This window comes from Bacillus sp. FSL R12-0074, from assembly GCF_038005725.1.
In the GTDB taxonomy this organism is placed as follows: Bacteria; Bacillota; Bacilli; order Bacillales; family Bacillaceae_G; genus Bacillus_A; species Bacillus_A mycoides.
This window is the reverse complement of sequence record NZ_JBBOTR010000001.1, coordinates 2,429,455-2,455,787: the sequence shown is the minus strand read 5'-3', so window position 1 is coordinate 2,455,787 and position 26,333 is coordinate 2,429,455. Positions and strand designations below refer to the sequence as shown.

Sequence of the window (26,333 nt, the reverse complement as noted above, 5' to 3'; positions counted from 1 at the left end):
ATTATATGAACAGAAGAAAGAATGGTAAATTACAAAAACCAATCAAGTTGTTTGCGACATCCGCTATTTTAGCAACCACGTTATTTGTACCTATTAGTGCAAACAATTTAGATGTACATGCTGAAACTGCACAAACTGCAACTCAATTTGAACAGAGGGAGTTCGACCTTCCAGCAACAAGGAGTTATTGGGATGAAGCGAATAGAGAAAGAAGAGGTAACCAAAAAAATTATATGCCAACAGGAATCTATGTAAAACCAAATGAGCAGGTTACAATTACAGTATCAGGAACACAAAAGATTAGAGCGATTATTGGGACCCATCAATATGATAAAGAATGGGGAAAAGAAATTGATCTTTCTCCTGGTTCTAATACCATCTCTTCTCCAAACGGCGGCTTATTAGGATTTGATAACTATCAAGATACAGGAACAGTTAAGGCGAAAGTAACACAAGGTGGTAGCCCTGTTCCATTCTTTGAATTAGGGAAGCACACGAAAGAAGACTGGATTACCATGATGAACAAATATCCAGATGCACATGCTGTTCAACTAAAGTCAAAGAAAGCAGTACTTACCGTAACTCGTAATAGTGCCAATAAATATATTGTGAATCAAGACCCTATTCCTCTATTAGAAAAATACGATAAAATGATTGAGGCACAAGATAAGATATCAGGGTTATCTGAAACAGACCTTAATCCTTTACATCAGCCAACTCGTCGTATTTGGGCTTTTGTAGAAAACCCTAACGCACAAAGTTGGGGCATGTATGCAAGTTTGGATGGAGCCGTTTTTACGACTGCTGGTGAAGCAATCAAAAGCACTTTAAATGCAAATGAGTTTGGATGGGGACAAATGCATGAAGCGGGACATGCAAGACAACAATACCCATGGACGTGGAATGACTTAAGAAGTATGGGTGAAGTAACTGTTAATCTATATTCTTTAGTTGCAGACAAGAAAGTATATCCAAATAAACCAACACGTTTAGAATCAGAGGGAGATTATAATAGGGCCTTTGCATATCTAAAACAAACGAATAAAGAATATAAAAATATTGACGACCTGTTTGTAAAACTTGTTATGCTTTGGCAACTGCATTTAGCGTATGGTGAAGATTTTTATCCGTATCTTCACCAGCTATATCGAGGGATACCACATGATCAGCTTCCAAAAACAGATGAAGAGAAAATCCAAGCGTTTATTTACAATACATCGTTAGTAGCAAAACAAAATTTGCTTCCTTTCTTTGATCAGTGGGGACTGAAAGCATCACCAGAAACACGACAAAAAATCGAAGCTTTGAATAATCCAACATTAGTTGCACCTATCTGGGAAGCAACTGATTCTAAGCCCGTTAAACCACTAGCTATATTGTCAAAAAAAATAATGAAGGTAAGTGCAAATAGTGAGGAATCATGGCGTGATCCAGCAAGTAACGCGATCGATGACAATCCAAATACAATTTGGCATAGTCAATGGAACGCACCAAATCAATATCCATACAATTTAACGCTAGATCTCGGTCAACAAATACGAACCATCACCCAAGTAGCATATCTTCCAAGACAAGATTGGTCAGAGAATGGTATTATTTTAAACTACAATATTTATACAAGCATGGATGGTTCTAACTATAAAAAAGTAACGTCTGGAACATGGGACAATAATAGAGGGAAAAAATTTGCAACATTCGAACCTATTTCTGCGAAATATGTAAAACTAGAAGTAACAAACGGCATAAATGGGTATGCTTCAGCAGCTGAAGTAGATGTTTTAGGATATTAAAAGTTTGCGCATTTCATTTTTTGTTTTTACTTTGAATTTTCTGATATGAAATATTACAGTCATATCTTTCAAATTCAAATGATAAAAATAGATCCAAATAAAACAACATAGAACTATGTTGTCATTATAACAAAAAAATTATGTTATAGTATTTACTGAACATATGAATAGGATAACAACTATCTGCTGTTGGCAAGTAGTTATTTATCTAATAAAAAGATCACTTGTTTCCAAGACAAGTGATCTTATATATATAATAATACAAATAAAAAATAAATCATTATTACTAATGGGGTATCACAAACAAAACGCGAATTTCGTACGCTAAGGGGTAATCGGCTTTTTACTGTTAACTCGTTTGTAGTAATCGAAGGAAGATTATATTTATAAGTATGGGTTGAATTCATCCATTTGATACTCTTTTTTTATTTCATTATTTAAAATCGTAATTGTAGGATTCAGGCTTTTCAATTTATTTATTGTTTGATTTGCATCTTTTATCTTATTTACTTCCAATTGAAGCTAGAAAAATATGACACTTATACAAATGAATAATATATAAACATAAGACCACCGGTTTAATAAATCAGTGGTCTTTTATTTAGAGAAGAATTTAGCTAATTAATTTCATGTTTTGAATACAAAGCGATTGCAACCAATGGTTTTAGCAATTAATATTTCTTGTTTCTTATTTAGGTAGATATGAAATTTATATGCTTTACTTACTAACATAGGGTGCACCTCACCTTTTTATAGGATATCTACAGTATAAAAAAAAACGTAGGCTTACGCCTACTGATATTCATCTCCCACCTAAAATTGGTGTTTCACACCTTTATATTTTTGAGGAAGGAGTCTTCTGTCAGAAACCGAAAAAAATGAGATACTCCCATTTTTTTCGGTTTTGGAGTATTTCGTTTTCATTAACTTGATAGTGAGGTTTCCGTATCCCCTAAAAATAGAAAAAGAAGATTGAGACATCTCATCTTCTTTTCAGGCAGAGTTAGAGAAAGCATTTTATTGGATAAAATGCTTTCTCTAAGAACTAGCTCTGCAAAAATCGCTGTATTTCTATTTCTGGTAATCCCGTAAGCTTTGCAATGTCTTCTACAGACACACCATTTTTATGCATGCCTCGAATGAGTTGCATCTTTCCTTGCTCAACCCCTTGTTCAATTCCCTTTTTAATTCCTTGTTGTTCTGCATGAGCAAATTTTGCTGCCTCATCCATTAAGGCCTTTTCTCTTGCTTCATATGCTTGACGGAAAGAAGAATCTTGACTCATACGTTCCCATTTATTCATTGCTTTTTGTAAAATCGGATCTCGGTTCATGGCAATATCCTCCAATGTTTGTGTAAGATGTTCATCTTCATTCGCAGGTAATAATAATAACCAACGAACAAACGAATCTTCCCACGGATTGACTTTCTCTTCGCGCCATTGCTGCATCAACTTTGGAATCTCTACTATATGAACTTCTATATCATCACTTAATAGCTTTTGTTGTTCCTGATTCCAAAGGATGCCTGTTGTATGAAATGCTTCATATTCAGGAAACATCGCAAAGTTTAACAGGTTAATTGTAATCGTTTTATGAAGTGAACTATATGGCATGCCCTTTTGCAATTGAGAAGTGTACAACCTTCCCCAATAATACAAACTGCGTTTAATCATATCATGATTGTTATTCAGCTGTATTTCTACATTTACCTTTGTTCCTATATCTAATGTAGCCGAAATATCTAAAATCGATAATTTATCTTCTTCATGTTCTCGATGTAAATGTGGATCTTCTAACTGTAGGGAAACTTTAGTTTACTTTCACCATCTATCAGTTTATTTCAACATAACATTCCGAGTTTCTAAAAAAAGAGAAGCTAATATTCTTTTACGAATGGCTTCTCTGAAAAAAAATGTTACTCATTTCTTTTTCAAACGAAGTTACACCCACCACATCTGTGTAGGATTTTCTTCAATTAAAATAGATTGAAGATTTTTTGTAGCACGTTTAAATCCTTCTTGAACAGACATGAGTGGATCTTCGTGTTCAATACTTACAACATAATCATATCCATATGTACGAAGTGCACTCATCATTTGCGACCATTCTTCTAAGCTATGGCCACAACCAACAGAACGGAACGTCCAGGCTCTTGTTTCCACTTTATCGTAGGGCTGCATGTCTGTTAAACCATACATATTTACATTCTCTTGATCGATGTAAGTGTCTTTTGCATGAAAGTGATAAATTGCATTTTCTTTCATTAATAACTTAATAGCAGCGACAGGGTCAATTCCTTGCCACCATAAATGACTAGGGTCTAAGTTAGCACCTATCGCATTGCATGTCTCTTCACGTAGTTTTAGTAATGTATATGGGGTATGTACTAAGAAACCACCGTGAAGTTCTAAACCAATTTTCACACCATGTTCTTTTGCAAATTCACCAACTTGTTTCCAATAAGGAATGAGCTTTTCTTCCCATTGCCATTTTAAAATATCATTGTATTCATTTGGCCATGGTGCAACAGGCCAATTCGGGTATTTTGCGCTTTCATGGTCACCTGCTACACCTGAAAAACAATTCACAACAAGTACGCCTAGTAGTGAAGCTAGTTGAATGGTTTTTAACAATGTTTCATGAGATTCTGTTGCAAAAGCAGCATCTGGGGATAACGGATTTCCGTGACAACTAAAAGCGCTAATGATTAAGTCTCCTTTTTGTACATGTTCTATATATGCGCTTCTGGCCTGTTCACTTTCTAATAATACATCTAGGTTACAGTGCGAACCTCCAGGATAACAGCCTGTACCAATTTCTATTGCATGCAAACCGGCTGCTTGTACATAATCTAGCATTTCTTCAAATTCCATGTGAGAGAAAAGTGTTGTAAATACTCCTAATTTCATTTATCTTCCCGTCCCTTCTTCGTGTGTGTTACTACTTTCGTAAATTGCATCAATAATTTGCGATACTTGCAGCGATTCCTCAGACTTTACAATTAATTCTTCATCGTATAAGCAAGCTTTTACAAAGTTTTCTGCTTGCAAAATTCCAGGGTCGCCGTTATTTGCTATCCAAACAGGTTCACTATTTAATATCATATTATGTTTTGTTGTATATAATTCAATTGGAAAAACATTTATTCCACCGTTTACTCCGGAGATACTCAAATATTCTTCATCATTTTTAATATTTGCTGCCCAAGAAGTTTCAAATAACAATGATGCCCCATTTTCAAACTTTATGTATGCGGTAACATGATCATCAACTTGAAATGTTTTATAATCATATTTCCCCCACATGTTTACTTGATTTGGTAGCTTACTAACGGCATTATAGACACTGCCAATGACTTCCGTTTGTTTTGGATTTCCAATTAACCAAAGTGCTAAATCAAGAAGATGACAACCGTAATCTATTAAACTTCCTCCGCCTTGTAATTCTTTATTTGTGAAAACGCCCCAGCCTGGTACTTTTCGGCGACGGAGTGCTTTTACACGAACAACTAGAGGTGTGCCAATCTCACCTATCATCATTTGTTTTGCAACTTGCGACTCTTTCATATAACGATAATGATAAGCGATAGTAAGTTTTTTACCGTTGTTTTTTGCAGATTCTATCATTTTTTCGCATTCTGCCGCTGTTAAAGCCATCGGTTTTTCGCATAATACATGTTTCCCTGCTTGTAATGCTACGATAGAAATCTCAGCATGAAACTTATTTGGTGTACAAATACAAACAGCATCAACTTCTTTAAAGACTTCTTCATACGTTTCAAATACATAAGGAATGTTATATGCTTCAGCGATTTGTTTTGCGCGTTCTATGTTTCTATCATGTATAGCCGTAATCGTACAATATTCATGTAACTTTACAAATGCAGGGATATGGCGACCTTGTGCAATTCCTCCGGCCCCTATTATTCCAATGCTTAGTTTCTTCATGTCTTCACCTTTTCTCAAAATGGAATTGTAACAATTTGTTTTGTTTCACTAGATTGTATGGCTGCTAAAATGACTTCTAGCGATTTCATTCCTTCTACACCATTAATTAACGGCTCTTTATCAGAAAGGATAGACTCTACAAACTGCTCAATCACATGTGAATTACTTTGACCAACTGCAGCATTCGATTGAATTTTATCAAGCTCATATTTTACAACTTCACCATTTTTATATTGAAGAATGAGTGAGTAAGTTGGATCATCTTCTAAGCGAAGAGTGGCCTTTTCACCGTAAATAATTGTTGAATTATCTTCTTTGCTAACGTAAGACCAACTTGCTGCAAGTGATCCGATAATGCCACTTTCGGTTTTCAACATACATACTGCACAATCATCTACATTCGAAAATGTTTTTGCACTCGTCTCAACAAAGGCACCAACTTCTGTCATTTCTTCATTAAGAATATACCGAATTAAATCCGCCTTATGTACACCCAAATCACCCATTGCACCAAGAAACGCTTCATCTTTTTTAAAGAACCAGCTCTCTTTTCCATCTACACTCCAATTTTCAGGACCACTATGACCAAATGCTGTACGGAAGCTATATATTTTTCCGATTTCTCCATTTTCAATCAATTGTTTTGCCTTTTGGTGAGAAGCAACAAAACGCTGGTTATGACCAATCATTAACTTTTTACCACTTTTTTCAGCAGCTTCAATCATCATTTCTGCATCTTTTTTTGACGTCGCCATTGGCTTTTCACATAGTACATGGATACCTGATTGTAAAACAGCGATAGAAATTGATGCATGTAAATTATTTGGTGTACAGACACTAACTGCATCTAACTCTTCACAATTGATAAGCTCATTATAGTCAGTGTACATATTTACACCATACTTATTGGCAATTTCCTTTACGCGTTTTTTATTACTGTCACAAACAGCTACAACCTGTACATATGGGTTTGCTTCATATTCTGGTAAATGACGATACTGCGCGATGCTTCCACAGCCAATAACACCTACTTTTAAAATATTCACTATCATATCCTCCTTTTGCTCGATTTGAAATTATTATAGAAATTTTTTCACTGAAAAAATATGCTATATATCGTTATGTTTTTATCAAAAGTTGCCTTTTTCTATAAGAAATAAGGAAACTTACTTATCGCATTTTAATAAAGGTGTTATATTGCTAATAAGGAGGTGTAAACGTCTATGACGGAAGGAGTTTGTAATAAGCTTGCTAAAGCAATTGAAGAAAAGGTTATTTATCAAAATCCATTACTATTTTTAAAGGTATGGGACATTGTTATGGAAACTTCTTATTGTGATCAAATTAAGAGTGCCCCTTGGCATTATCATGAAGAGATTGAGTTTCTAGCAATTATAGAAGGATATTTAGGTATACAAAATAAGGATAAATATATTGTTCTTGGCCCTGGAGATGTTTTTATTTTAGGGAAATCTGAGTTGCATCGGTCACATAAACCTTCTGCAGGTTCGTTACACTACGTTGTGTTTCAAGTAAATTTAAAACAACACTTTGACCGAAGCATTATACAATATTTACATTGCTTTTCAGAACAAACAAAATCCTTAAATGAGTTAAACTATATTTTTGAACAAAATGAAGTTGTGAAACATGAGGCTTATGCTCTTATTATAGAAATCTTTACAGAATCAAAAATGAAAATGAACGGATATGAAATCGCAATTAGTGCTGCCATTAAGAAATTACTTTTCTTACTAGTAAGAAACGACACACATAACATATTAACTTATAGTGAACAAGACGACTTCGCTCGTTTAAAACCAGTACTTGATTATGTAGAAGATCATTTAGGAGAAAAGATAACCGTAACCAAAGCATGTGCATTAATAAATTTAAGCTATCATTATTTCATAAAATACTTTAAAAGAATTATGGGTATTTCCTTTTTAGATTATGTGAATTATAAGCGTATCAAACAAGCTGAAAGTTTATTAATAACAAGTGACCTTAGTATTACAGATGTCGGATGCGAAGTTGGAATTGCAAACATGTCACAGTTTTATAAGTTGTTTAAAAAAGAAAATAATTGTTTACCGAAAAAGTTTAAACAGCGAATACAAAGCAATAAAGAGTGAGGTAAGAACATGAAATATACATGTTCATGCTATAGATTTGAACTACCCCCACTTTCACTTTGTTTAGAAGAGGGGGGATTCCTAAGTAAAAAGTTCTATCGAACTCTAATTTATTAGGCTATCTCCACAGTCCTTGCGGTTAGAAGCCTTATCGCTTCATTCTTTAGATTGATACTTGCGTTAATATCCCTATCATGGTGTGTAAGGCAAGAAGGGCAGTCCCATTTACGTAGGTTTAGATTTTTAACGTCTTTGTTTTGATATCCACAACAAGAACATAATTGGCTTGAAGCAAATGTTTTCGATACGACAATGATTTGTTTACCGTACCATTTTGCTTTATATTCCAACATGGTTCGAAACTGTGACCATGATACCTCACTAATCGCTTTTGCTAACTTATGATTCTTTAACATATTTGATACTTGCAAATCTTCTATACCAATAACATCGTGGTTTTTGATGATTTCAGTCGAGATTTTGTCCAAGTAATCTTTTCTAGCATTCGTCATGTATTCATGAATTCTAGCTATTTTTACTCGTTGTTTATTCCAGCGAGAAGATCCTTTCATTCTTCTAGAAAGAACACGCTGTGCTTTTGCCAACTTCTCTTCTAATGATCGAAAAAACTTCGGATTTTTATAGATTGTTCCATCTGACAAAATGGCGAAATCTTTTAGTCCCACATCCATTCCAATGTAAGAATTTGTTTTCGGAAGTTCTTGCACTTCTGTTTCAACTAACAATGACAAAAAGTATCTGCCAGAAGGGTTCCGTCTAACTGTAGCATTTAAAATACGTCCTTTTACTTCACGACTTTTGGCAAATCGAACAAGACCTAGTTTTGGCAATTTTATTTTGTTTCCTACAACGGCAATGTTTTCATTTGTTTGTTTTGTGGTATAAGATTGTATGTTGTTCTTCTTAGATTTGAAACGCGGGGCATTGTTTTGTTTTTTGAAAAGGCGTGTATAAGCATCCGCAAGGTTGCGAACAGACGACTGAATCGCAATACTATCCACTTCTTTTAGCCAAACAAACTCTTTCTTCATGGCAGGAAGTTTGGCAGAGCATGTACCATATGTCAAACCTTTTCCTGTTTCTTTGTATGCATTATCCCATAGAGATAGGAAATGATTGAATACAAAACGAGAACAGCCAATCGTTTTATTGATTAGGGTCGTTTGTGCTTTATTTGGATAGATACGAAATTTATATGCTTTATTGATCATCATTCGTTTCACCCCCATTTCGATATGTATCTATTATACAACAAACGTACATTCGATAGGTAGTGAAGTAACAGTTTATATATGTCGAACAATTAAGATGGCTTCCTGCCATCCCTTATTCGAAGCCAATTCATCCCCCACCTACTCACTTCGCGTTCCTTGAGGAAGGAGTCTTCTTGGCTAAAATGATAAAAAGGTGTAAGAAATTAATCTACTAACCTCCTTTCGCCTTCTCTCTTACTCTCTAACAATACCCAATTCTGGTTCAAAAATAAGCCCAAAGAATTAATTAATTCCTTGGGCTTATTTTTAAAGTTAGGAAGCTACATTCTTTCTTCCTATTAATAATTTCATAGAACATGACCATCGACATATATAGCGACAGACACTTTTCCAAATCCACATGATTTCAAAGCTTACGTCATGACTCACGTATAGTAACAGGCATCGAAACCATTCATTATTGATGACTGCAAAAAATTTGTCTTTCTCAAACATAAATCTTTTATATTTCAATTAACTTTGCAACAGAAGTTTATAAAGCATATCGAATTATTGACTCACAGCTTTGACTACAAGTGCTGCGTATGCTTCTGCACCTACATTGGTTAAATGCACACCATCAGGTGCAAAGTAGTCTCTCTTTCCAGCACTTGCTGCATACCAATCGACTAGAGTTACATTCGGATATTTAGATGCTGTCACTTTCAATCTCTCATTCACGATTGATTCCCACGGACGTGGTACCCTCGTATTAATAAATATCATTTTACGTTCATTTCCAATTAATTCTATTAATGATACAAGTTGCTCCGTAGTAAAGGCTCCATTTGTACCTAACCCAATAATGACATAGTTTCCTAAATTCCCTTCATTCTTTAACTGTTCAACTACAGGAATCGCTTTTGACAGCTGGCGACCAATTTGTGCATCAATCCTAATATCAGGAAAAGCATTTTTTAAATATGGAGCAATATCAATCATAACGGAATCGCCTATCGCTGTAACGTTGGGAGAACTTTTAGGTTGCACAGAATTTACTTCTTTTGATTCTTCTTGATTTTTGGGCGTCTCTTGAGCTGGATTTTCCCGAATTGCAACTGGATGTTTCGCTGGTTGTGTTTGTACTGCTTCCACCTTATCTAGTTGAGGATTCTCCTTAGCCTTACTACCTTTTGATAACCCAAAAACGGCTATTGACGAAACGAATACTGCACAAATTAAAGCTAACTTAACACTTAAAGCGACATTTTGAAGCCTTAAATTCTTAAACTGAATATTTCGGAGCGCACCTTGTCGGATTGGTTTTTCAATATACTTCCATGAAATTTGCGCAATCATTATAATTAGAAGAAATTGAAGAATTGCTCTTATTAGTGAAAAATCTCCAGCATTTACTTTTGGAGTCGTCAATGTAAGAATTGGATAATGCCAAAGATATATGCCATACGACCTTATTCCTATCCAACGTAAAGGTCTAAATCGTAAAAATTGAGCGATACGGCTCGCTGGATGAGCAAGATTTGCCACTAACAACGCTGTTGCAATTGATAAGAGAACCATTCCTCCATTGTATAGAAACGGATCATATTGATTCGTCTTCCAAAACATAAGCAAAATAATAATAAGAGCAGTTCCTCCCACTACATCAAGAATGAGACGCGCCTTTGGAATAATTTTATTTGCAAGCCTATTGCTTGGCCAAATTAAGGCAAGTGCCGCTCCAATAAGTAAAGAAAAGGCCCTCGTATCTGTGCCATAATAAATTCTACTCGGATCAGCTCCAGGTTCATACAAAATTGCCATCGCTAAAGCTGAAGCAACAGCCCCCAGACAAATCAATAAAATCATACGGGATTGTTTTTTTATGTGGTAAAGCCCTAAACTAATGATAAACGGCCAGACAACATAGAATTGTTCCTCAACTGCTAACGACCAAAAATGATTTAATGGAGAAAGCTGGTTAAAATTATCAAAGTACGATAATTTATGATAAATATACCACCAGTTACTAACATAAAATAACGCCGCTAATGAATCTCCACGCATTTTCTCAAGTAAAGAGCTATGAAAAATCGTAATCCAGGCCAACGTTATAACGAGCATAACAAACATTGCTGGAAGCAATCTCCTTGCCCTACTAAGCCAGAATTTCTTCAAATCAATTCTCTTATTTCTCTTCCACTCCATCGCTAGAATATCTGTAATTAAATAACCTGAGAGTACAAAAAATACAGTAACCCCTAAAAATCCTCCAGGCATCCAATTAAAATTAATATGATACAAAATAACACCTAGTATAGCTAGGCCCCTTAGACTGTCTAATCCAACCATATAACGACTATTTTTTTCAAAAGGTTTAGTCACCTACAATCACCTCTATTTCTTGGAAATTAGGTAAATAATAGCGGTATAATATGCTATTAATTTCCTAAAATCGTATAAGCTAAACTATTAAATGCACCATTTTGGAAGGCTCTTTTATTATAATTACATGCACAGTAATCAATACTTTATCATGTTATCTGTTTCTGTTGTAAAAATTTTTAAATTAGGTGTTTTTGCTCATCTCCCCGAAAAAGGGACATTTACTTAATTAAAAAGTACACTTTTTGATACGTTTTTACAGACGTATCAAGGACTGGCATTGTGAATATGATCTATAATGAATATACAAAAGATTTCCCATAAAGAAACTTTATAAAAAAAGGTCTACTCATTACGAGCAGGCTCTCTATTTTCCTCACCCAGCCTACTTTATTTTAAGCTTCGGCTGCTTCTGTAAACGTTGGTACATAAGTAGAAAATAATAAAAATAATGATACTATAAGTCCTATGATTTTCTTCATACTCGCATCTCCTTATCAATTCATTAAAAAACCTTTTAATTATATATTAAGTTTTAATACTACCGAAATAATAAAAAAAGATATGCATAATTACATATTTCTCTTATTGATAGAATGTATGGTTCTGGTGTGAAAAATGATAAGTAAAAAAGAATCAAGGATTCCTAACGGAATCACCTGTTAAGCAGTTAATCCAAACAGCCGGCTCATAAAAATATTCCGATTTTGGACAGACTGGTCCTGCAAATCAATTTGTTCTTTTTTGAGCATATGCATGGCTTCAACACCACTCAATATAGCGGCTGATGTTTTGTATGATTTAAATCCCAACATAGAACGGATTCGCTTTTTTATAAAGCGATGATCTTGTTCTACTATGTTATTCAAGTACTTTTGTTGTCTAAGTTGCATACCATCAGGTATGCTTTTTTCTTTTTTCAACTGTTCGATAGCAATTGGATAAGCAGGATTCTTATCGACTGTTATAACACGAGGCTTTGAAACATGAAAAGACTGCAAAGCTTTCTTGAAAAAGCGCTTTGCAGCCTTATGATTTCTAGATTTACTCAAATAAAAGTCAATCGTGTTTCCTTCAGAATCAACGGCACGATATAAATACATCCATTGTCCTTTTATTTTTATGTATGTTTCGTCCACTCTCCATGAGTTATTCATTTGTTTGAGATGACGCCGAATTCATGCTACCGGTAAAATGATATGTGTCGTCAAGAACAAGACGCTAAACATCTGAACACGAACCTGTACGGTATGGTGATAGTACCGTAGCTCCCGAACCTATACGGTCTGTCGTGAGAGTAGTGATGACACACCGCAACCTTGCACGTCAGCGATACCAGAAATGGACTTCTCCTTTGGTAGCAAGAACACCACTGATGTTAGTCAGCTTGCCCCTTTAGGGGTGGGAGTGTCAAATAATTCAAACATCATATAGAACCAAGTTTATTTTACTACTTGAACAGATACTGGTTTCCAGCCCTGATTCTCTACCCAATCAATATCAACCTTATATTTTTTATTACTTTGCTTATCTCGTACATTACCGTAGGCTTTATTTTCACCATTATTTCCAATAAAATCAAAAATCAATTGACCCTCTGGAACATCAACAGCATAAGAAATTGCTTTTTTCATCTCATTCCAATCTACTGTTCCTTCTTTAAATTGCATTGCAGGTTTTGCTCCTTGCTCTGTACCAATTGCCTTCCAAGAAGAATTAGTTTGAGAACCCTTTTCTTGAGATGCCGTTTTTTCTCCCTCTTTATTTTCATTTTCGCTCGTTTTTACCGATTTTTCTGCTTTTTGTTTCTCTTCTAACAGTGCTGCTTCTCTCTCTTCACGTTTCTTCTCTTCTAACAGTGCTGCTTCTCTCTCCTCACGTTCCTTCTCTTCTAACTGCGCTGCTTCTTTCTCTTCACGTTTCTTCTCTTCTAACTGCGCTGCTTCTTTCTCTTTATGTTTCTTCTCTTCTATCTTTGTTGCTTTCTTTTCTTGAGCAATTGCTTTCTTTGATGTATCAGAAGGGGAAAACAACTGGTATGTCACTATACCAACTGTCACTAATACCAAAGTAAATGCAATATTAAAAATCACCTTTTTACGACGATTTTGTTGTTTTTCTTGAAACCTGCTTCCTTGTCCCATTTTTTAAACCTCCGAGTTTATTTTCTCTTCTAATCTTTATGCATTATCCTTATAATTCTTAATATTTTCATTAAGTAATGGAAATGAATTACAATTCCCATACAAGATTTCATATCATAATAAAATTTGTGTTGTTTCAAGCATCTGACATATGTTATTCAAAAATATTTTAATACATTAAAAATTGATAAGCATCTGTTCGTAAGAAACCTTCAATTTTATTCAAAGGTGATTCCAATTACGTCCACATTAGATCTCCTGTAGAAATCTTTTTAACAATTAAGCCCCTTCTTCCCTTATTTATAATTTTCAAATTAAACTGCCCTCTATGGTACAATAAAGATCTGTTGTTTTCTACTGGGGTATGTCGTAAAATCAAAAGGGATTTTATCTCTTTTACCTTTTTTTCAGAGTAACTTTCACCACTAGGAGACTCTATTATTCCTAATGTAATCTTTAATTCGCTTTCATCAAAAATCCAATCTTTATTAAGTTCCCTTATCTTTTGTATAAAGCTTCTTTTGGTTTTTCCTATATAGATCAATGTTTCATTCTTAGCATATACTCTAGAGATTGCAAATATTCCCTTCTTAAAAGCTTCTTCTCTATTATAAAAATCATTTAAACTATACATTCCATACCATTTAATATGTACTGTTTCTATTAACCTCACCTCATTTTTATGATAATATTATAATTTCTGAATGTTCAAATTATTACGGATACATCGCCTTGATTACTTGAATTATAAATAGTGCTTTTCAATAATACATTTTATTATTACTAATTTCAATAATGAATATGTACATATTCATTATTGAATGGCTGCAAAAAAACATGGGAATTTAATTCAAGCCCTATATCAAAATGAAAATAAAAAACACCTGTGATATACACAAAGTGCTTTTCTCTTGTCAATTTATCTATTTTCTTTTTATAACTCAAACTCCTTCGAATCGTACTTTTCTAGAGTTTGCTGCAATTCATTTTTTTTCATATGGAATATGTTTATCTGCCTGTACATCTTCAACATTTTCTCCACCTGCTAATAATCTCCTGTACTTAAAAGAGTGCCCTGTTAATAATGGTGTAATTATGTTGTATGGCCCTCCTTTTGTTTGATTACTTGTATCATAAAACAAGTATCTGAAGCTGATATGTGGTCTACTTTACTGATAAAAATAACAAATAAAAAAGGAAACCTGCATGTTCGTTATAGTGATTTTCATGTTATATATACTCATATAAATTTATTAATATGCAATATTACATATTAGGTTCCTCTATCTTCATGATATTGATGTATTTATAATACTTATATCTTCATATTTAGAAAGGAATAAAAAATGAAAAAAATCACATCAACACTATGTATAGCTGGAATGACTTTAACTATTTTAGGAGTAGCTCCTCAAAGTAGTTATGCTCATCTCGATCAAATTGATTTAACTGACAATGATCCTATTACCGCTCGATGGTCTGCAGAAGCTCCGTATCATTCTGATAAAAGTACACATTTATGGATTGCAAAACAAGCTATTGAAATTATGAAAACAGAATCTAATATTGAAGCAAATAAGCAGGCTGTGGACTTTTTAAATTATCCGCAATATAAGGATATATTTTCTAAAGGATTATATGATGCAGATTATAATGCAGAGTTTAACGATGGTGGAACAGGAATAGGCGGCGTTTTTAAAGGCGGATGGAAATCTCATTTTTATGATCCTGATACTAAAGAAAATTATAGAGGAGAAACAAATCCAACGGCTCTTACACAAGGTAAGAAATACTTTTATGAATCTGGAGAACATTTACGAAATAAAGACTATGAAAAAGCTTTCTATTACTTAGGAGTAGCCACGCACTACTTTACAGATGCTACCCAACCTATGCATGCAGCAAATTTTACCGCAATTGATACGAGAGCTATAAAATATCATAGCTACTTTGAAAATTATGTTACAACCATTCAAAATCAATTTGCAGTCAATACTGGAGGGAATTATAACGACTCTCTATCCACACCTGAAGAATGGATTGATTATGCAGCCCGAGTAGCTAAACCTGAAATCCAAAATATTACTAATGATAAAACATTTAAGTATTATAATAGTGGTAAGGCACAATTGTGGCAAGAAATGGTTACCCCAGCTGTGCAGCGAAGCTTAGGAGAAGCTCAGCGCAATACAGCAGGTTTCTTAAATCTTTGGTTTAAAACTTTTACTGAAAATGTGAAAGCTCCAAGTATAGAGACCGCATTAATCTATGATATAGAAGGAAACGTCATAGAAGCAGTGAAAAACTATTATATCGTACCAAGTGAATCTCCTTATCAAGGTCTAACATTTGAATGGTATGTAGCAAATCGTTACGATTATGTTTTACTTGCAAATAATAAGGGCAATGCTTTATCTGGTACACCTATAGAATTTGAATTCTACAAAGAAAATGATGCAAAGCTACACCACGGGGAAAGTATATATCTTCGCATGAAGCACTCAAATTACGATCAATTTCAATATTTAAATTGGTCTAATTATTCTAGTTGGATTCACCTTGCTCAAAAGTCTGATAGTTTAGCTGACTTTAAAATTCAAATTAACCCGGATAAACCTACAGAATATAATATTTTTACAGATGACTATCCATTAAATTATAAGAATATAAATGCAGAGAAAAGTTGGATTGTACTAGGGGGAAAAACACAAAAACCTAGCTCATGGAAGTTTGTACCTTTCAGATAACCTAAACACACTCGTTCCTAATCAGAACGAGTGTGTTTTTTGTTTTGAGGTATTTGCTTTTCTTAAGTTCATGGATGTAGGATCACCATACATGTCCATCAACTTAGGGGAAACAATCTTGTTCAATCCGATGGTAAATAAGGATCAAGGTTTAAGAATTAGCTAATAATTGTTGAAGTCTATTGTACGTTGAAAAGGCGGAGTCTCTTTGAAGACTTCGCCGTTGTTTATATAGGGCATGAATGGTCTCGATACCTTTTATCGTACGTGAAGCATGACGAAGATTGTGAAATCCTACCGATTTAGCAAAACGTCTCTTGACATGCCTATGATCCTGGTCAATAAGATGGCTAAAATTTTTGATTCTACAATGGAGTGTAGTTTGATAAACCGAGAGACCCTTTAGAATAGAAATCACTTTTGACACAAAACAATGATTTTATATGGTGTAGTTTGAGCTGGTATACTCATTGTTGTAAAACTATAAATAGCTATTAAATTTCGATTTACAAGATTACCTGTAAAGAATTGACCATTTGTTAATAAAATTTGAGTAGAAGGAGAAATATTTAATTTTAATTTTCCATCACTACTCTCCAACTGTTCATTAAAATAGTCTACTTTTACATTTTGATGCGGTGTATATTTTGCCATAACAGTCGCTTGAAATTGTGGTGGGAAAATAAGAGGAGCAGGAGCGTTGGCATCGTAAAACCCAGTTACTTTATCTCCTACTACTACCGTTGCATAGTCGATAAAATACGTATTTGGTTTCACTACAAAATTTATTAGATTCCCATAACCATTATTTACGGACATTAATTTATTACATCCTATATCTTCGTTTGACCCTGTTACAAAATCGTTAATCATAGTTATTGTACCATCAAATGATTGAAATTTTTTCATTCAAATACCTCTTTTGTTTATATAATTAAACCTCTATCGTTACTCTATAATTTTTAAAAACATGTAAATGAAATAATCCTTCTCGTATCAATTCCAAAAATAACCCAAAACCTACCGTTCCATCTGAAACCAGCAACAGACCTTGGTCCTACAAAAATTGGGAAATACCAAAATTGTTCACCATTACTAAGCCATATATAAGTATTTCGAAATAAACATAATGAAATTGCTCCTGGATCAACAGCAAATGGTGAAGCTGTTGATTGTTGAGGAATAAATGATGGGGGGGGAGATGTTGGAGCTTGTGAGCTTTGCTGTCCTGGAAAACTTGGTACACCCGGAAAGCCTGGTACACCCGGAAAACCTGGCATTCCAGGTATACCTGGAATCTGAGGACCAGAGAATTGACGATCGAAGTATTGATCATAATTTATATAAGGATAATATATTGACTCATTATACATTTAAAAACCACCTCTTTATTTTTAAAACCCTCTAAATTATTAATATGTAATGTGGTTCGTATAGGAAGCTTATTCACTTCCTATACGAACAATATTTTAAACAGGAAAGTATACCAATACCCTTTGTTTTTCGGTATGGGGTAAAGTTAAATTGGCTGCAAGCAAGTATGCACCTGACTTAGTTGATACAACTGAGGTGGCAATCTCAGCGCTCAAACAATCTGTATTTGTCCTGAAGATGAACAAGATTAGAAAAGACTTCAAAGGTTATTTATTTGGCGTTCTCGCAAAGATAATGTCTGTTGAGCAAAGAAAACTGAAGAATACACTTTTCAATTTCCTACAAGATTAAACTGAGGAGGAGCACACACTATTAGGGGTACCGCCACGTTTTGAAAAAAAAAAAAGACTCGACCGTTTTTTTTGGTCAAGCCCTGTATTAAATTACAAACTATTTCCCTTTAAGCGCCAGGAATAGTTGGAACCAAATTCTGAACGACTTTGATGAGATTATTTGCGATATCTTGTTGTTGAGATGTAAGTGTATCGGATCCATCAGTGAATACTGTAACGCAGATTGGACAAGCTTCGATATGAATCCCCAATAGATTAATAGCTAGACCACCTGGTATATCCACAGTAAGAATCGATGTGGAACCTTCAGGAGGAGTACAAGTCTGACAGTTAGTTTCAAGAGCCATAGAGTCACCTTCTTTCTTGATAGAGTTAATATATAAATATGTTCGAAGGTACTCAAAGGACAAAGGTATTTGTACAAGCTTCGAAAATTGTGTTAGTGACTCAGATTTACTCCCAATGAACTCAAACCCTTCAGGAGATGTTACAATTATTGGATTAGTATCTGTATCGTGTACAATGAAAATTCCGCCAAGTTTGACGAATTCATCAATGATTCCCCCTGGTTGCATCATTGCCATGACGTCCAGATCAGTAATATTCCCTTGAATTCCGATCCAAACACACCAGTAATCCGCTGCCAGTTGTTTACCTGTAGTGTATTGACCTTTGATAATTGATGGAGATATCTGCACAACAGTATATTGAGTAAGTGACCAAAGTTGTTTGGCAAAATCATAGGAAGCAACATCATTATCAAGCAGTAAGACTTCCTTACCAAAACCGAAAGTTCTACTTGGACAATTCATACTGGTTGTCTCAGTCGTAGAAACTGTTCTATTTATATCTAACGTACAATCATTGGATCCCTGTAAATTTGTCATTTGAACCACTGGTTCAGTAACTGTGAGACAACTATCCGAACTCATTATTCCGTCTAATCTTGCAAAAATTTGAGCTTCCCCAGTATTAATTGCTGTAATCAAACCTTTTGTTTCTTCCTTATTTGAAACTATTGCACTTGAAAGATTGCTAGAGTACCATTCTACAAGATTTGTAATGTCCCTAGTTGATTTGTCAGAATACGTACCTGTCGCAGTAAACTGATGACTCAAACTTGAACAAAGAGATAAATTCTTAGGATCTATCTTGATGGAGACCAAGACAGATATTCTTTTTTCGTAACATTCTTTCTCTTTTGGGATAAACAGAATAGGAGGGTTAAATTGATTGGAAGTGTTCATTTGTGTTAGCCTCACTTTCTTTATCAATACATTTAATCAATATATGTTACATACAGAACTCGGTTTGGACTGGATCGCTCTCCTGATTATTTAGTTCATGTTAATCTGAAACTATTCACTTCCAGTAACGAGAATTATGTAAATGAGCTGTTAGTACACTGAGGAGGCATGAGACTTAGAGCCTCAAAGGGGGTTACTTACCCTAGGTAGGTATTGACTGCATAATTATCACTGTGTAGCGGACTGTATGTAGATGAATAACTATGAGGTGGTTCTCAATGAGAATAATAACTTGAGAGCCTTGATACATATAAGTTTTACTGATCCCAAACCTCTACAGTTCACTGGGAAATGCCCCTTCACGTTCCTTTTGGAAGGGGCATTTTTAGCTAAAATGATAAATTATCAACCATTAATATTTTAACAGCTTTTCATTATGGTTTAGATTGCTCCAATTGTTGTTTCATTTTCTTTTCATTTTCAGTTATAAGATTTATTAACTCCTTTTCTCTATCATTATAATAACTAGTTAGTGTTTCAAAGCGAAGCTTAATAAGTTTTTCAAGACCGAGCTTTTTATGATTATCAATGATTTCTTTCTCACTTAAGTAAGAAATATTATTCTTTAAATTATAATGTTCTTTATTAATTACATCATTAATTTCCATATGAGCCTTTTTAATATTCATAAATAAATCTGCCCACTGCGTATTCAGGCTGAAGTATTGATCAATCTTCCAATTTTCCCATTCTTTATATAGTTTTTCAAACTCTTTATTAAGAGTTTGATATAATTCGTCGGCATTACTTACTGTCGCATAATTCCCTTTTCCTGCTTCTGCAGTATTCTTTAATTGCTGTTGCTCACTATTTTTCACATCAAATCCAATAATATTTACAACTGCATGAGTATTGGATTTATTGAGATTTTTGGCAGCATTAACTGGATCTCCCCCACAAGTCTCTTCTCCATCACTCACAATATATACTACATTTAGGTTTTTATCACCGGTATACTCTTTAAAATCATCATTTACAGACTCTATAGCCAATGCTAACGGCGTCCACCCCTTCGGATCAAACTTAGATAAAGCAGCATTAAATTGTTCCTTATTATAAGGCTGTAATGGGTACATTACCTCCGAAGATCCACAGGATAAACTTTTATCATTTTCATTATTACTTCCTTTATGTCCATAAATCCTTAATATTACATTTGCATTATCCGGAATCTTATCAAGATAGTTGTAAATAGCTTTCTTAGCGGCTTCCATTTTAATTTGACCATTAACTTTACCAGCCATACTACCGCTTGCATCAAGCAAGATCTCCACATTCAGGGATTTATCTTTTGATTTTATAGAATTTACGTTTCCATTATTTTGTTCTTTAATCACCAATTCAGGGATAATTCCTTCCAGTTTACTTACAGCTTCTTTATAACTTTGCGCCTGTAAATTTAGTAATTGTACATATATTTGTTCTGCACTTAAATCCTTTGGTAAATTCATCAATTCCTGATTAAGTTCATTATTTTCTTCTGATGAGAGTGCTATTTCCTTTGCGTATTTACCTGGTCCTTCTTGAATCATTAATGGGGCATTTGTAGCAAATAACGATTCATATGTATTGGTATCCTCTTTTTTTATTTCTTTTTTGCTAATTTCCTTTTCAACTACTTCACTTTTTGATTCATTAGATTTAGAAGGCATAGTATCTAATTTTGAACACGCAGTTATAAATACACAGAATCCCAGTGTTATTCCTATTACATTAAATAATGCTTTCCCCACTTTAAAACCTCGTTTCTTCCTTCAATGAAAACAGATTCAACGTCTTACTTTTGATTAAAAATTGAAATTTGAATGGTTCTTTCCTTCTTTTCCACGTTTTCTTTAAAAAGTTTAATCGCAAGGTTCCATAAAACTTGCTACAATAATTTTTCAAAACATCGTAACTTTTTTCAAAGTAATTAAACTTTGTTTTAATATCACAATCTCAGTCAAAAATACTATTGAGGAAGCTTTGTCCTTCAAAGCTATAAGAAGCCGAGTTGTTATCCCATTTTAATTCGATTTCTAATATTTCTTCTTTATTCAGCACTGTATTTTTAGTACTACAATGTTCAATCCATTTTATTTTTTCTGGTACATCTGGAATAAATAGTGCTGAAAAGTAAGCTCTCCTTAATATTGCATAACGGTCTCCTATTGATCGACTATCATTCCCATACATCACAAATCTACAGGAAATCGTTGTACCTCACGTACCTTATCTTCATTTGATTCCGTGGACATAAATTGCCCTGTAACGTACGGTAGTTCAAACTTATATACTCCTGAATGTATTTGTTGATATTTTGGTACTTCTTTAGTTTTATTAAACATTAATAATCCCCCTTAGTATTTAAATATAATCCTATTTAGTTTTTTGCTTCCTTCACTAAAATCTCTTTAAATGTAATTCATTTTTTGTTACCTATTACTCTTTATTTTATATATACTGTTCTTTAGCTTAGGCTTCTTGTGTAACCGTACTTTAGTCCCATTAATATCTAAGTCAATTTTTTCTTCCTCTAAAGCCTCAATTTTCTCTTTATGTTCCTTTTCAATTCTATCTCTTTCTTCTTTTCTCTTAGTCGCTTTGGGACCAATTACGAACAGAATTAAGAATATACTCACCATGACAACAAAAGTAGTCACTAGTACCTCTCCCCCTTTGCCAAAACTTCGTACAACAAAATTCCTTTTAATGTATAAGACTTAATTCAGAAATCTAGAGGAGAACGAGTGCTAGTATAATTACACAGAAAAATTATAGAAATTACCTGCACTATTCCTCCTTCTCCTATATAAACAAAGATTATAAATGACGCAGCAAGGCCGGTACTATTAATGTCATTACAAATATAAAAATTGAACTATATCTCAAACTCGAACTCCATTTCCCATATTTCGGATGTTCAAATTTCTTATAAAGCATACCTAGTGCTAAAGATATTAAAAACATTAATACAGCTGTCCCTAAAATTATAGAAGTAATTAAGCCTACCATATTACTCATAAAGGTTTGAAAATCAAAAGAACGTGTTGTCAACATTAACACTGGTAGAATTCTTATTAATAGTATGAGAATAAATGAACCTACTCCAAAATATATAGATCTTTTTTTCCACTTTATATGTTTAAACCATAAAGAAGCCCCAAAAACTAATAATGATATTAAAATTACTACAGAAAGAATAAGGAAAATAACATCAAAAAATGCAGGCACACTCGCATGGACTGCACCATCTATTTTATCTCCCCCATCTTTTATTACATCACTGCCGCCATTAAACAAAGAACCAAACCAGTCTACAATCCAATCGGTCATCCAGGAAATATCGAATGGTAGATCTTCACTTTTTGTTTGTGCAGAAGCAGCTAAGTTATACACCTCCAAATTTTCCTCCCCCTTAATTAAAATTAAACCCTTTACTTTAAGTATATAAATTTCTGTTACCAAAACTAAGAAAATATTAAATCCTAAATGATTAAATAGAAGTTTCATTTGATACATATGTATACTCCCATTATGATAATTATCCGATGCATTTACTTTTGTCCCTATTATGGAATAAATAAAAAAGTACCCATCCAATTGTGATACACATAATAATTGGATAGTGTATAATGATAATAAAGTTATTGAATTTTGATTATTAAAAGCTAAGAGCCTTACTACATTCTACGTAGCAAGGCTCTTTAAAGTTGTTTCAAATTACATCCATCTGTTTATATAATACCTAAAAAATGAATAATAAAGTTGTTTACTTCTTATTGAACTAACGCATCTGTTCGTTTAAGTGTAACTCTTCACAATTACTTGATATTATATAGGTGAATAGAAAGATAAATTAAAATTTAGTTTCGTAGTTGTAAAAGGAGGTTATTTATATTATTCTCTTATAATTTTCCAAAAAGGAGAGTTTATGAAAAAGATTATTGTTTTTGTATTAACGATATTTATATTATTCTCAGGATTCGCAACACAAAGTTATGCGTTGTCAGATTCGCAATCTGCGGCAATACAAGCGTTGCTAGATGATGCCTGTCGTATATCAGGTGTGCCGGGAATGTCAATCTCAATACTTGCTGATGATGAAGTGTTCTACTTTTCTTCAGGGTATGCAGACCGTGAAAAGGGGTTGTCTGCAAGTGAAAATACACTCTATGAGTTAGCCTCGGTCAGTAAAGCTTTTACCGGTATGGGTATTATGCTGTTGGAAGAGCAAGGGCTGCTCTCAATGACTGACCCTGTCCAAAAATATTTACCTTGGTTTACGTTAAAGTATCAAGGGAAACCTGTTGATATGCAAAGTCTTACACTAAATAACTTTCTTCACCATACCAGTGGTCTAACAAATATTAGGCATACTCAAAATATTCCACAAGGCAATACACCGGATATGTTGCAAAAGACTGTGGAAATGCTCGTGGATGCTGAATTGGCGTTCCCTCCCGGTGAACAGTATAACTATGGAACCGTTAATTATGACGTATTGGGTTTGGTTATTGAGATTGTGTCGCGACAAAGCTATGAAGACTTTATGAAGGAACAGGTATTTCAGCCGTTAGGTCTTCACCAGACATATGTTTATAAAGAAGATGCTCAAGCCACTGGACAGTTGGCACAGGGCTACCGTTCTTCCTTTTTTATGACAACTCCATTTAAAGCTCCGGATTATGCTGGGAATAAACCCGCAGGCTACATCATTTCTAATACAAAAGATATGGCGCGTTGGATGGGCATACAGATGGGTATCGTGCAGGACATACCCGAAATATTTCACACGGTTATCGAAAAATCACATAGGGGTGATATGTCTGTTTCGGCTGTCAACGGTATGTATTATGCGGCAGGCTGGTCCGTAAACGCCGAACAAACGATTATAGAACACACTGGGGGCAATCCAAATTTCAGAACCGAAGTAGCAATACTGCTAAATGAACGAACAGCCGTCTCCTTGCTGAGCAACGGCGCAAATACCAATATAAACATGGTACTAAAAGTTAAAGATATATTAGAAGGCAATCTAACTCAGTCATATGAAATAAGCGGCATACAGCTTTTGGATATCATTTTGTCGTCTATCACAATTATTCTTTGCCTATTGGCCGTTTTGCTATTTCTCTTAGGATTACGCAGAAGGAAAACGAATGAGCGGCAGCCAATGACAAAAAAGAGAATAACCGTAACAGTTATTTTCCTGATCGCTACGATTGCCCTGGGTATACTGTGCTGTGCTTTCGATTGGTCAACAATACTTATTTGGCACACATATAGTGTTCTTACAGCTTTGATTTCGTCAGCATTATTAACAGCAAGCATTACATGGTTTGTATACACTCACCGATAAAATACCTCGCTCCCAAGATAAGCAGAATGTTAAGTAATTAAATTTCAATTTATCGGTATGCTTAATTTGAAAAACATAAGACACTTCGGTGTCTTTTTTAATATCATCGACAATTTTCCCAGTCAAACCTAATTACTATTGCTTCCACTAACCTGCTCCGTTCGTGGAATAAGGATTTTAAAAAAACTATATTATTTTTTAAATGACTTTATTGTAAATTAAACAACTTTATTATTTCTGCACAGATAGATACTTCATTACACATTCTTCTTTCAATTTTTCTATATAATTGTGAGCAGAATGAAAAACATCAAAAAACTGATTAAGAAAAAGCACTGCCAAAATCTTTAGCAATACTTTTCTATTAAACGTACCATGATAATGAGCATCTACCTTCTTTTATTCATGAGTACTGTAGGTTCATATATATTTACTTTAATTTCAAGATACGTTCTATTATAAGAGCCTGCCTACATTGACAAAAAATTAGTGGTTCTGAGCAAAAACAATTGCAAGTGACATCGTTTTTGTCCAGAACCTTTATTTTCATCTATTCTTTTTCTGGCCAAATTTTCGCATTTGGTTCTAATAACCACTTGTGTTCTTCCTCCATGATACGATCATTCCATGGGTTATTCTCAAGATGTCGAATCATCCAACAAAAATACATTGCATATCCAGGCGCTGTTGCTTGTGGATGGTCTAGCTGATTCTGGTGCAAAAACTTAAGGACAATTGCAATGAATCTATAAATCTTGGACATACTGTTACTATTACTTTAGAAAGGGTGTGTGATTGGTATGGAAAAGGAAAATGTATTCAAATGGAAGCATTATCAGCCTGATATTATTTTGTTAACGGTAAGATGGTACCTACGGTACAACCTTAGTTTTCGTGATTTGGTGGAAATGCTAGAAGAACGGGGTTTATCCATTTCTCATACAACGATTATGCGTTGGGTTCATCAGTATGGTCCGGAATTGGACAAACGAATCCGTCGTCACCTTAAACAAACAAATGACTCTTGGAGAGTCGATGAAACATATATCAAAGTAAAAGGTCAATGGATGTATTTGTACCGTGCTGTTGATTCGAAAGGAAACACAATTGATTTTTCCCTAAACAAAACAAGAGACCAGAAGGCTGCAAAGCGCTTTTTCAAGAAAGCTTTGCGGTCTTTTCATGTTTCAAAACCACGTGTTATAACAGTCGATAAGAACCCGGCTTATCCTATAGCAATTGAACAGTTGAAAAAAGAAAAAAGCATACCTGATGGTATGCAACTTAGACAACAAAAGTACTTGAATAACATAGTAGAACAAGATCATCGCTTTATAAAGAAGCGATGATCTTGTTCTATGCTAGGGTTAAAATATTTTGACACAGCTACATCTATTCTTTCGGGAGTAGAAGCCATGCATATGATAAAAAAAGAACAGGTTGATTTACGGGACCAGTCTATTCAAAATCAGAAAGAATTCATCCATCAATTGTTTGGACTTGCAGCATAAAATACGATTCCGTTAGGAATTTATGCACTTTATTATCTTTTATTCTATTTTTGCACCAGAACCATATTTTCCGCCACTGCTCA

At 34.2% G+C, this 26,333-nt stretch carries 20 protein-coding genes and 6 pseudogenes; 6 read left to right on the top strand and 20 right to left on the bottom strand.

Annotated features, from left to right (window positions below; genetic code table 11):
* The first annotated feature begins 5 nt into the window (after positions 1–5).
* Entirely contained in the window at positions 6–1,790 is a 1,785-nt protein-coding gene (locus NSS97_RS12840; protein ID WP_044440169.1) for a M60 family metallopeptidase, read from the top strand.
* Between the two features lie 636 nt (positions 1,791–2,426).
* Here the strand turns inward: NSS97_RS12840 and NSS97_RS12835 are convergent.
* The 5 genes and pseudogenes from NSS97_RS12835 to NSS97_RS12815 form a co-directional block, all read right to left on the bottom strand.
* Positions 2,427–2,522 (bottom strand): annotated as a pseudogene (locus NSS97_RS12835) (helix-turn-helix domain-containing protein); the annotation flags it as partial.
* 313 nt (positions 2,523–2,835) lie between these two features.
* Positions 2,836–3,600 (bottom strand): annotated as a pseudogene (locus tag NSS97_RS12830) (Rpn family recombination-promoting nuclease/putative transposase); the annotation flags it as partial.
* 132 nt (positions 3,601–3,732) lie between these two features.
* On the bottom strand, positions 3,733–4,701 hold the full coding sequence (locus NSS97_RS12825) for a sugar phosphate isomerase/epimerase family protein (protein WP_341112775.1): 969 nt from the start codon (positions 4,699–4,701) through the stop codon (positions 3,733–3,735).
* Positions 4,702–5,739: a Gfo/Idh/MocA family protein gene (locus NSS97_RS12820; protein ID WP_165927699.1), complete on the bottom strand. Its 1,038-nt coding sequence runs from the start codon at positions 5,737–5,739 to the stop codon at positions 4,702–4,704. It abuts the gene before it with no gap.
* A 14-nt stretch (positions 5,740–5,753) separates the two neighbouring features.
* Positions 5,754–6,785 carry a Gfo/Idh/MocA family oxidoreductase gene (locus NSS97_RS12815; protein WP_107888449.1) on the bottom strand — a complete coding sequence of 344 codons (1,032 nt, stop codon included), beginning with the start codon at positions 6,783–6,785 and terminating at the stop codon, positions 5,754–5,756.
* A gap of 177 nt (positions 6,786–6,962) precedes the next feature.
* On the opposite strand from NSS97_RS12815, the gene NSS97_RS12810 reads away from it, so the two are divergent.
* The gene (locus NSS97_RS12810; RefSeq protein WP_107888448.1) at positions 6,963–7,874 is read left to right on the top strand and encodes a helix-turn-helix domain-containing protein; all 912 of its coding nucleotides are present in this window, start codon (positions 6,963–6,965) and stop codon (positions 7,872–7,874) included.
* Positions 7,875–7,987: 113 nt separating this feature from the next.
* Here NSS97_RS12810 and tnpB read toward each other — a convergent pair whose 3' ends face one another.
* The 5 genes and pseudogenes from tnpB to NSS97_RS12785 all read right to left on the bottom strand — a co-directional run bounded on the left by tnpB (position 7,988) and on the right by NSS97_RS12785 (position 14,290).
* Complete coding sequence (gene tnpB / locus NSS97_RS12805; RefSeq protein WP_107888447.1) at positions 7,988–9,109, bottom strand: IS200/IS605 family element RNA-guided endonuclease TnpB; 1,122 nt, start codon at positions 9,107–9,109, stop codon at positions 7,988–7,990.
* Between the two features lie 549 nt (positions 9,110–9,658).
* Positions 9,659–11,473, bottom strand: a complete 1,815-nt coding sequence (locus NSS97_RS12800; RefSeq protein ID WP_341112763.1) for an acyltransferase family protein — start codon at positions 11,471–11,473, stop codon at positions 9,659–9,661.
* Between the two features lie 662 nt (positions 11,474–12,135).
* Positions 12,136–12,651: pseudogene (locus tag NSS97_RS12795) on the bottom strand (IS6 family transposase); the annotation flags it as partial.
* 264 nt (positions 12,652–12,915) lie between these two features.
* A complete protein-coding gene (locus tag NSS97_RS12790) occupies positions 12,916–13,617 on the bottom strand; it encodes a YrrS family protein (protein ID WP_002127386.1) in 702 nt (233 codons plus the stop codon).
* A gap of 238 nt (positions 13,618–13,855) precedes the next feature.
* On the bottom strand, positions 13,856–14,290 hold the full coding sequence (locus NSS97_RS12785) for a sodium:proton symporter (protein ID WP_341112760.1): 435 nt from the start codon (positions 14,288–14,290) through the stop codon (positions 13,856–13,858).
* Positions 14,291–14,963: 673 nt separating this feature from the next.
* Between NSS97_RS12785 and NSS97_RS12780 the strand changes: the two genes are divergently transcribed.
* A complete protein-coding gene (locus NSS97_RS12780) occupies positions 14,964–16,364 on the top strand; it encodes a zinc dependent phospholipase C family protein (protein ID WP_341112757.1) in 1,401 nt (466 codons plus the stop codon).
* Positions 16,365–16,515: 151 nt separating this feature from the next.
* Here NSS97_RS12780 and NSS97_RS12775 read toward each other — a convergent pair.
* The 3 genes and pseudogenes from NSS97_RS12775 to NSS97_RS12765 form a co-directional block, all read right to left on the bottom strand.
* Positions 16,516–16,755: pseudogene (locus tag NSS97_RS12775) on the bottom strand (DDE-type integrase/transposase/recombinase); the annotation flags it as partial.
* A gap of 23 nt (positions 16,756–16,778) precedes the next feature.
* A complete protein-coding gene (locus NSS97_RS12770) occupies positions 16,779–17,273 on the bottom strand; it encodes a hypothetical protein (protein ID WP_107888468.1) in 495 nt (164 codons plus the stop codon).
* A gap of 53 nt (positions 17,274–17,326) precedes the next feature.
* Entirely contained in the window at positions 17,327–17,737 is a 411-nt protein-coding gene (locus NSS97_RS12765) for a hypothetical protein (RefSeq protein WP_044444597.1), read from the bottom strand.
* 151 nt (positions 17,738–17,888) lie between these two features.
* On the opposite strand from NSS97_RS12765, the gene NSS97_RS12760 reads away from it, so the two are divergent.
* On the top strand, positions 17,889–18,089 hold the full coding sequence (locus tag NSS97_RS12760) for a hypothetical protein (protein WP_033708116.1): 201 nt from the start codon (positions 17,889–17,891) through the stop codon (positions 18,087–18,089).
* A gap of 109 nt (positions 18,090–18,198) precedes the next feature.
* Here the strand turns inward: NSS97_RS12760 and NSS97_RS12755 are convergent, their stop codons facing one another.
* From NSS97_RS12755 to NSS97_RS12730, 6 genes are all read right to left on the bottom strand, one after another.
* The gene (locus tag NSS97_RS12755; RefSeq protein WP_044444596.1) at positions 18,199–19,338 is read right to left on the bottom strand and encodes an Ig-like domain-containing protein; all 1,140 of its coding nucleotides are present in this window, start codon (positions 19,336–19,338) and stop codon (positions 18,199–18,201) included.
* A 434-nt stretch (positions 19,339–19,772) separates the two neighbouring features.
* Positions 19,773–21,131 (bottom strand): VWA domain-containing protein, encoded by a 1,359-nt coding sequence (locus tag NSS97_RS12750; RefSeq protein ID WP_341112751.1) that lies wholly within the window; start codon positions 21,129–21,131, stop codon positions 19,773–19,775.
* Between the two features lie 205 nt (positions 21,132–21,336).
* Positions 21,337–21,573: a hypothetical protein gene (locus NSS97_RS12745; protein WP_341112750.1), complete on the bottom strand. Its 237-nt coding sequence runs from the start codon at positions 21,571–21,573 to the stop codon at positions 21,337–21,339.
* Positions 21,573–21,725 (bottom strand): hypothetical protein, encoded by a 153-nt coding sequence (locus tag NSS97_RS12740; protein WP_341112747.1) that lies wholly within the window; start codon positions 21,723–21,725, stop codon positions 21,573–21,575. The genes NSS97_RS12745 and NSS97_RS12740 overlap by 1 nt, the downstream gene beginning before the upstream one ends.
* A gap of 87 nt (positions 21,726–21,812) precedes the next feature.
* Entirely contained in the window at positions 21,813–22,040 is a 228-nt protein-coding gene (locus tag NSS97_RS12735) for a hypothetical protein (protein WP_000206851.1), read from the bottom strand.
* 160 nt (positions 22,041–22,200) lie between these two features.
* The gene (locus NSS97_RS12730) at positions 22,201–22,800 is read right to left on the bottom strand and encodes a hypothetical protein (RefSeq protein ID WP_131246302.1); all 600 of its coding nucleotides are present in this window, start codon (positions 22,798–22,800) and stop codon (positions 22,201–22,203) included.
* A 511-nt stretch (positions 22,801–23,311) separates the two neighbouring features.
* Between NSS97_RS12730 and NSS97_RS12725 the strand changes: the two genes are divergently transcribed.
* The gene (locus tag NSS97_RS12725; protein WP_107887551.1) at positions 23,312–24,739 is read left to right on the top strand and encodes a serine hydrolase; all 1,428 of its coding nucleotides are present in this window, start codon (positions 23,312–23,314) and stop codon (positions 24,737–24,739) included.
* A 550-nt stretch (positions 24,740–25,289) separates the two neighbouring features.
* Here NSS97_RS12725 and NSS97_RS12720 read toward each other — a convergent pair.
* Positions 25,290–25,448: pseudogene (locus NSS97_RS12720) on the bottom strand (5-deoxy-glucuronate isomerase); the annotation flags it as partial.
* Between the two features lie 91 nt (positions 25,449–25,539).
* Here NSS97_RS12720 and NSS97_RS12715 point away from each other — a divergent pair.
* Positions 25,540–26,250 (top strand): annotated as a pseudogene (locus NSS97_RS12715) (IS6 family transposase).
* Positions 26,251–26,333 lie beyond the last annotated feature (83 nt).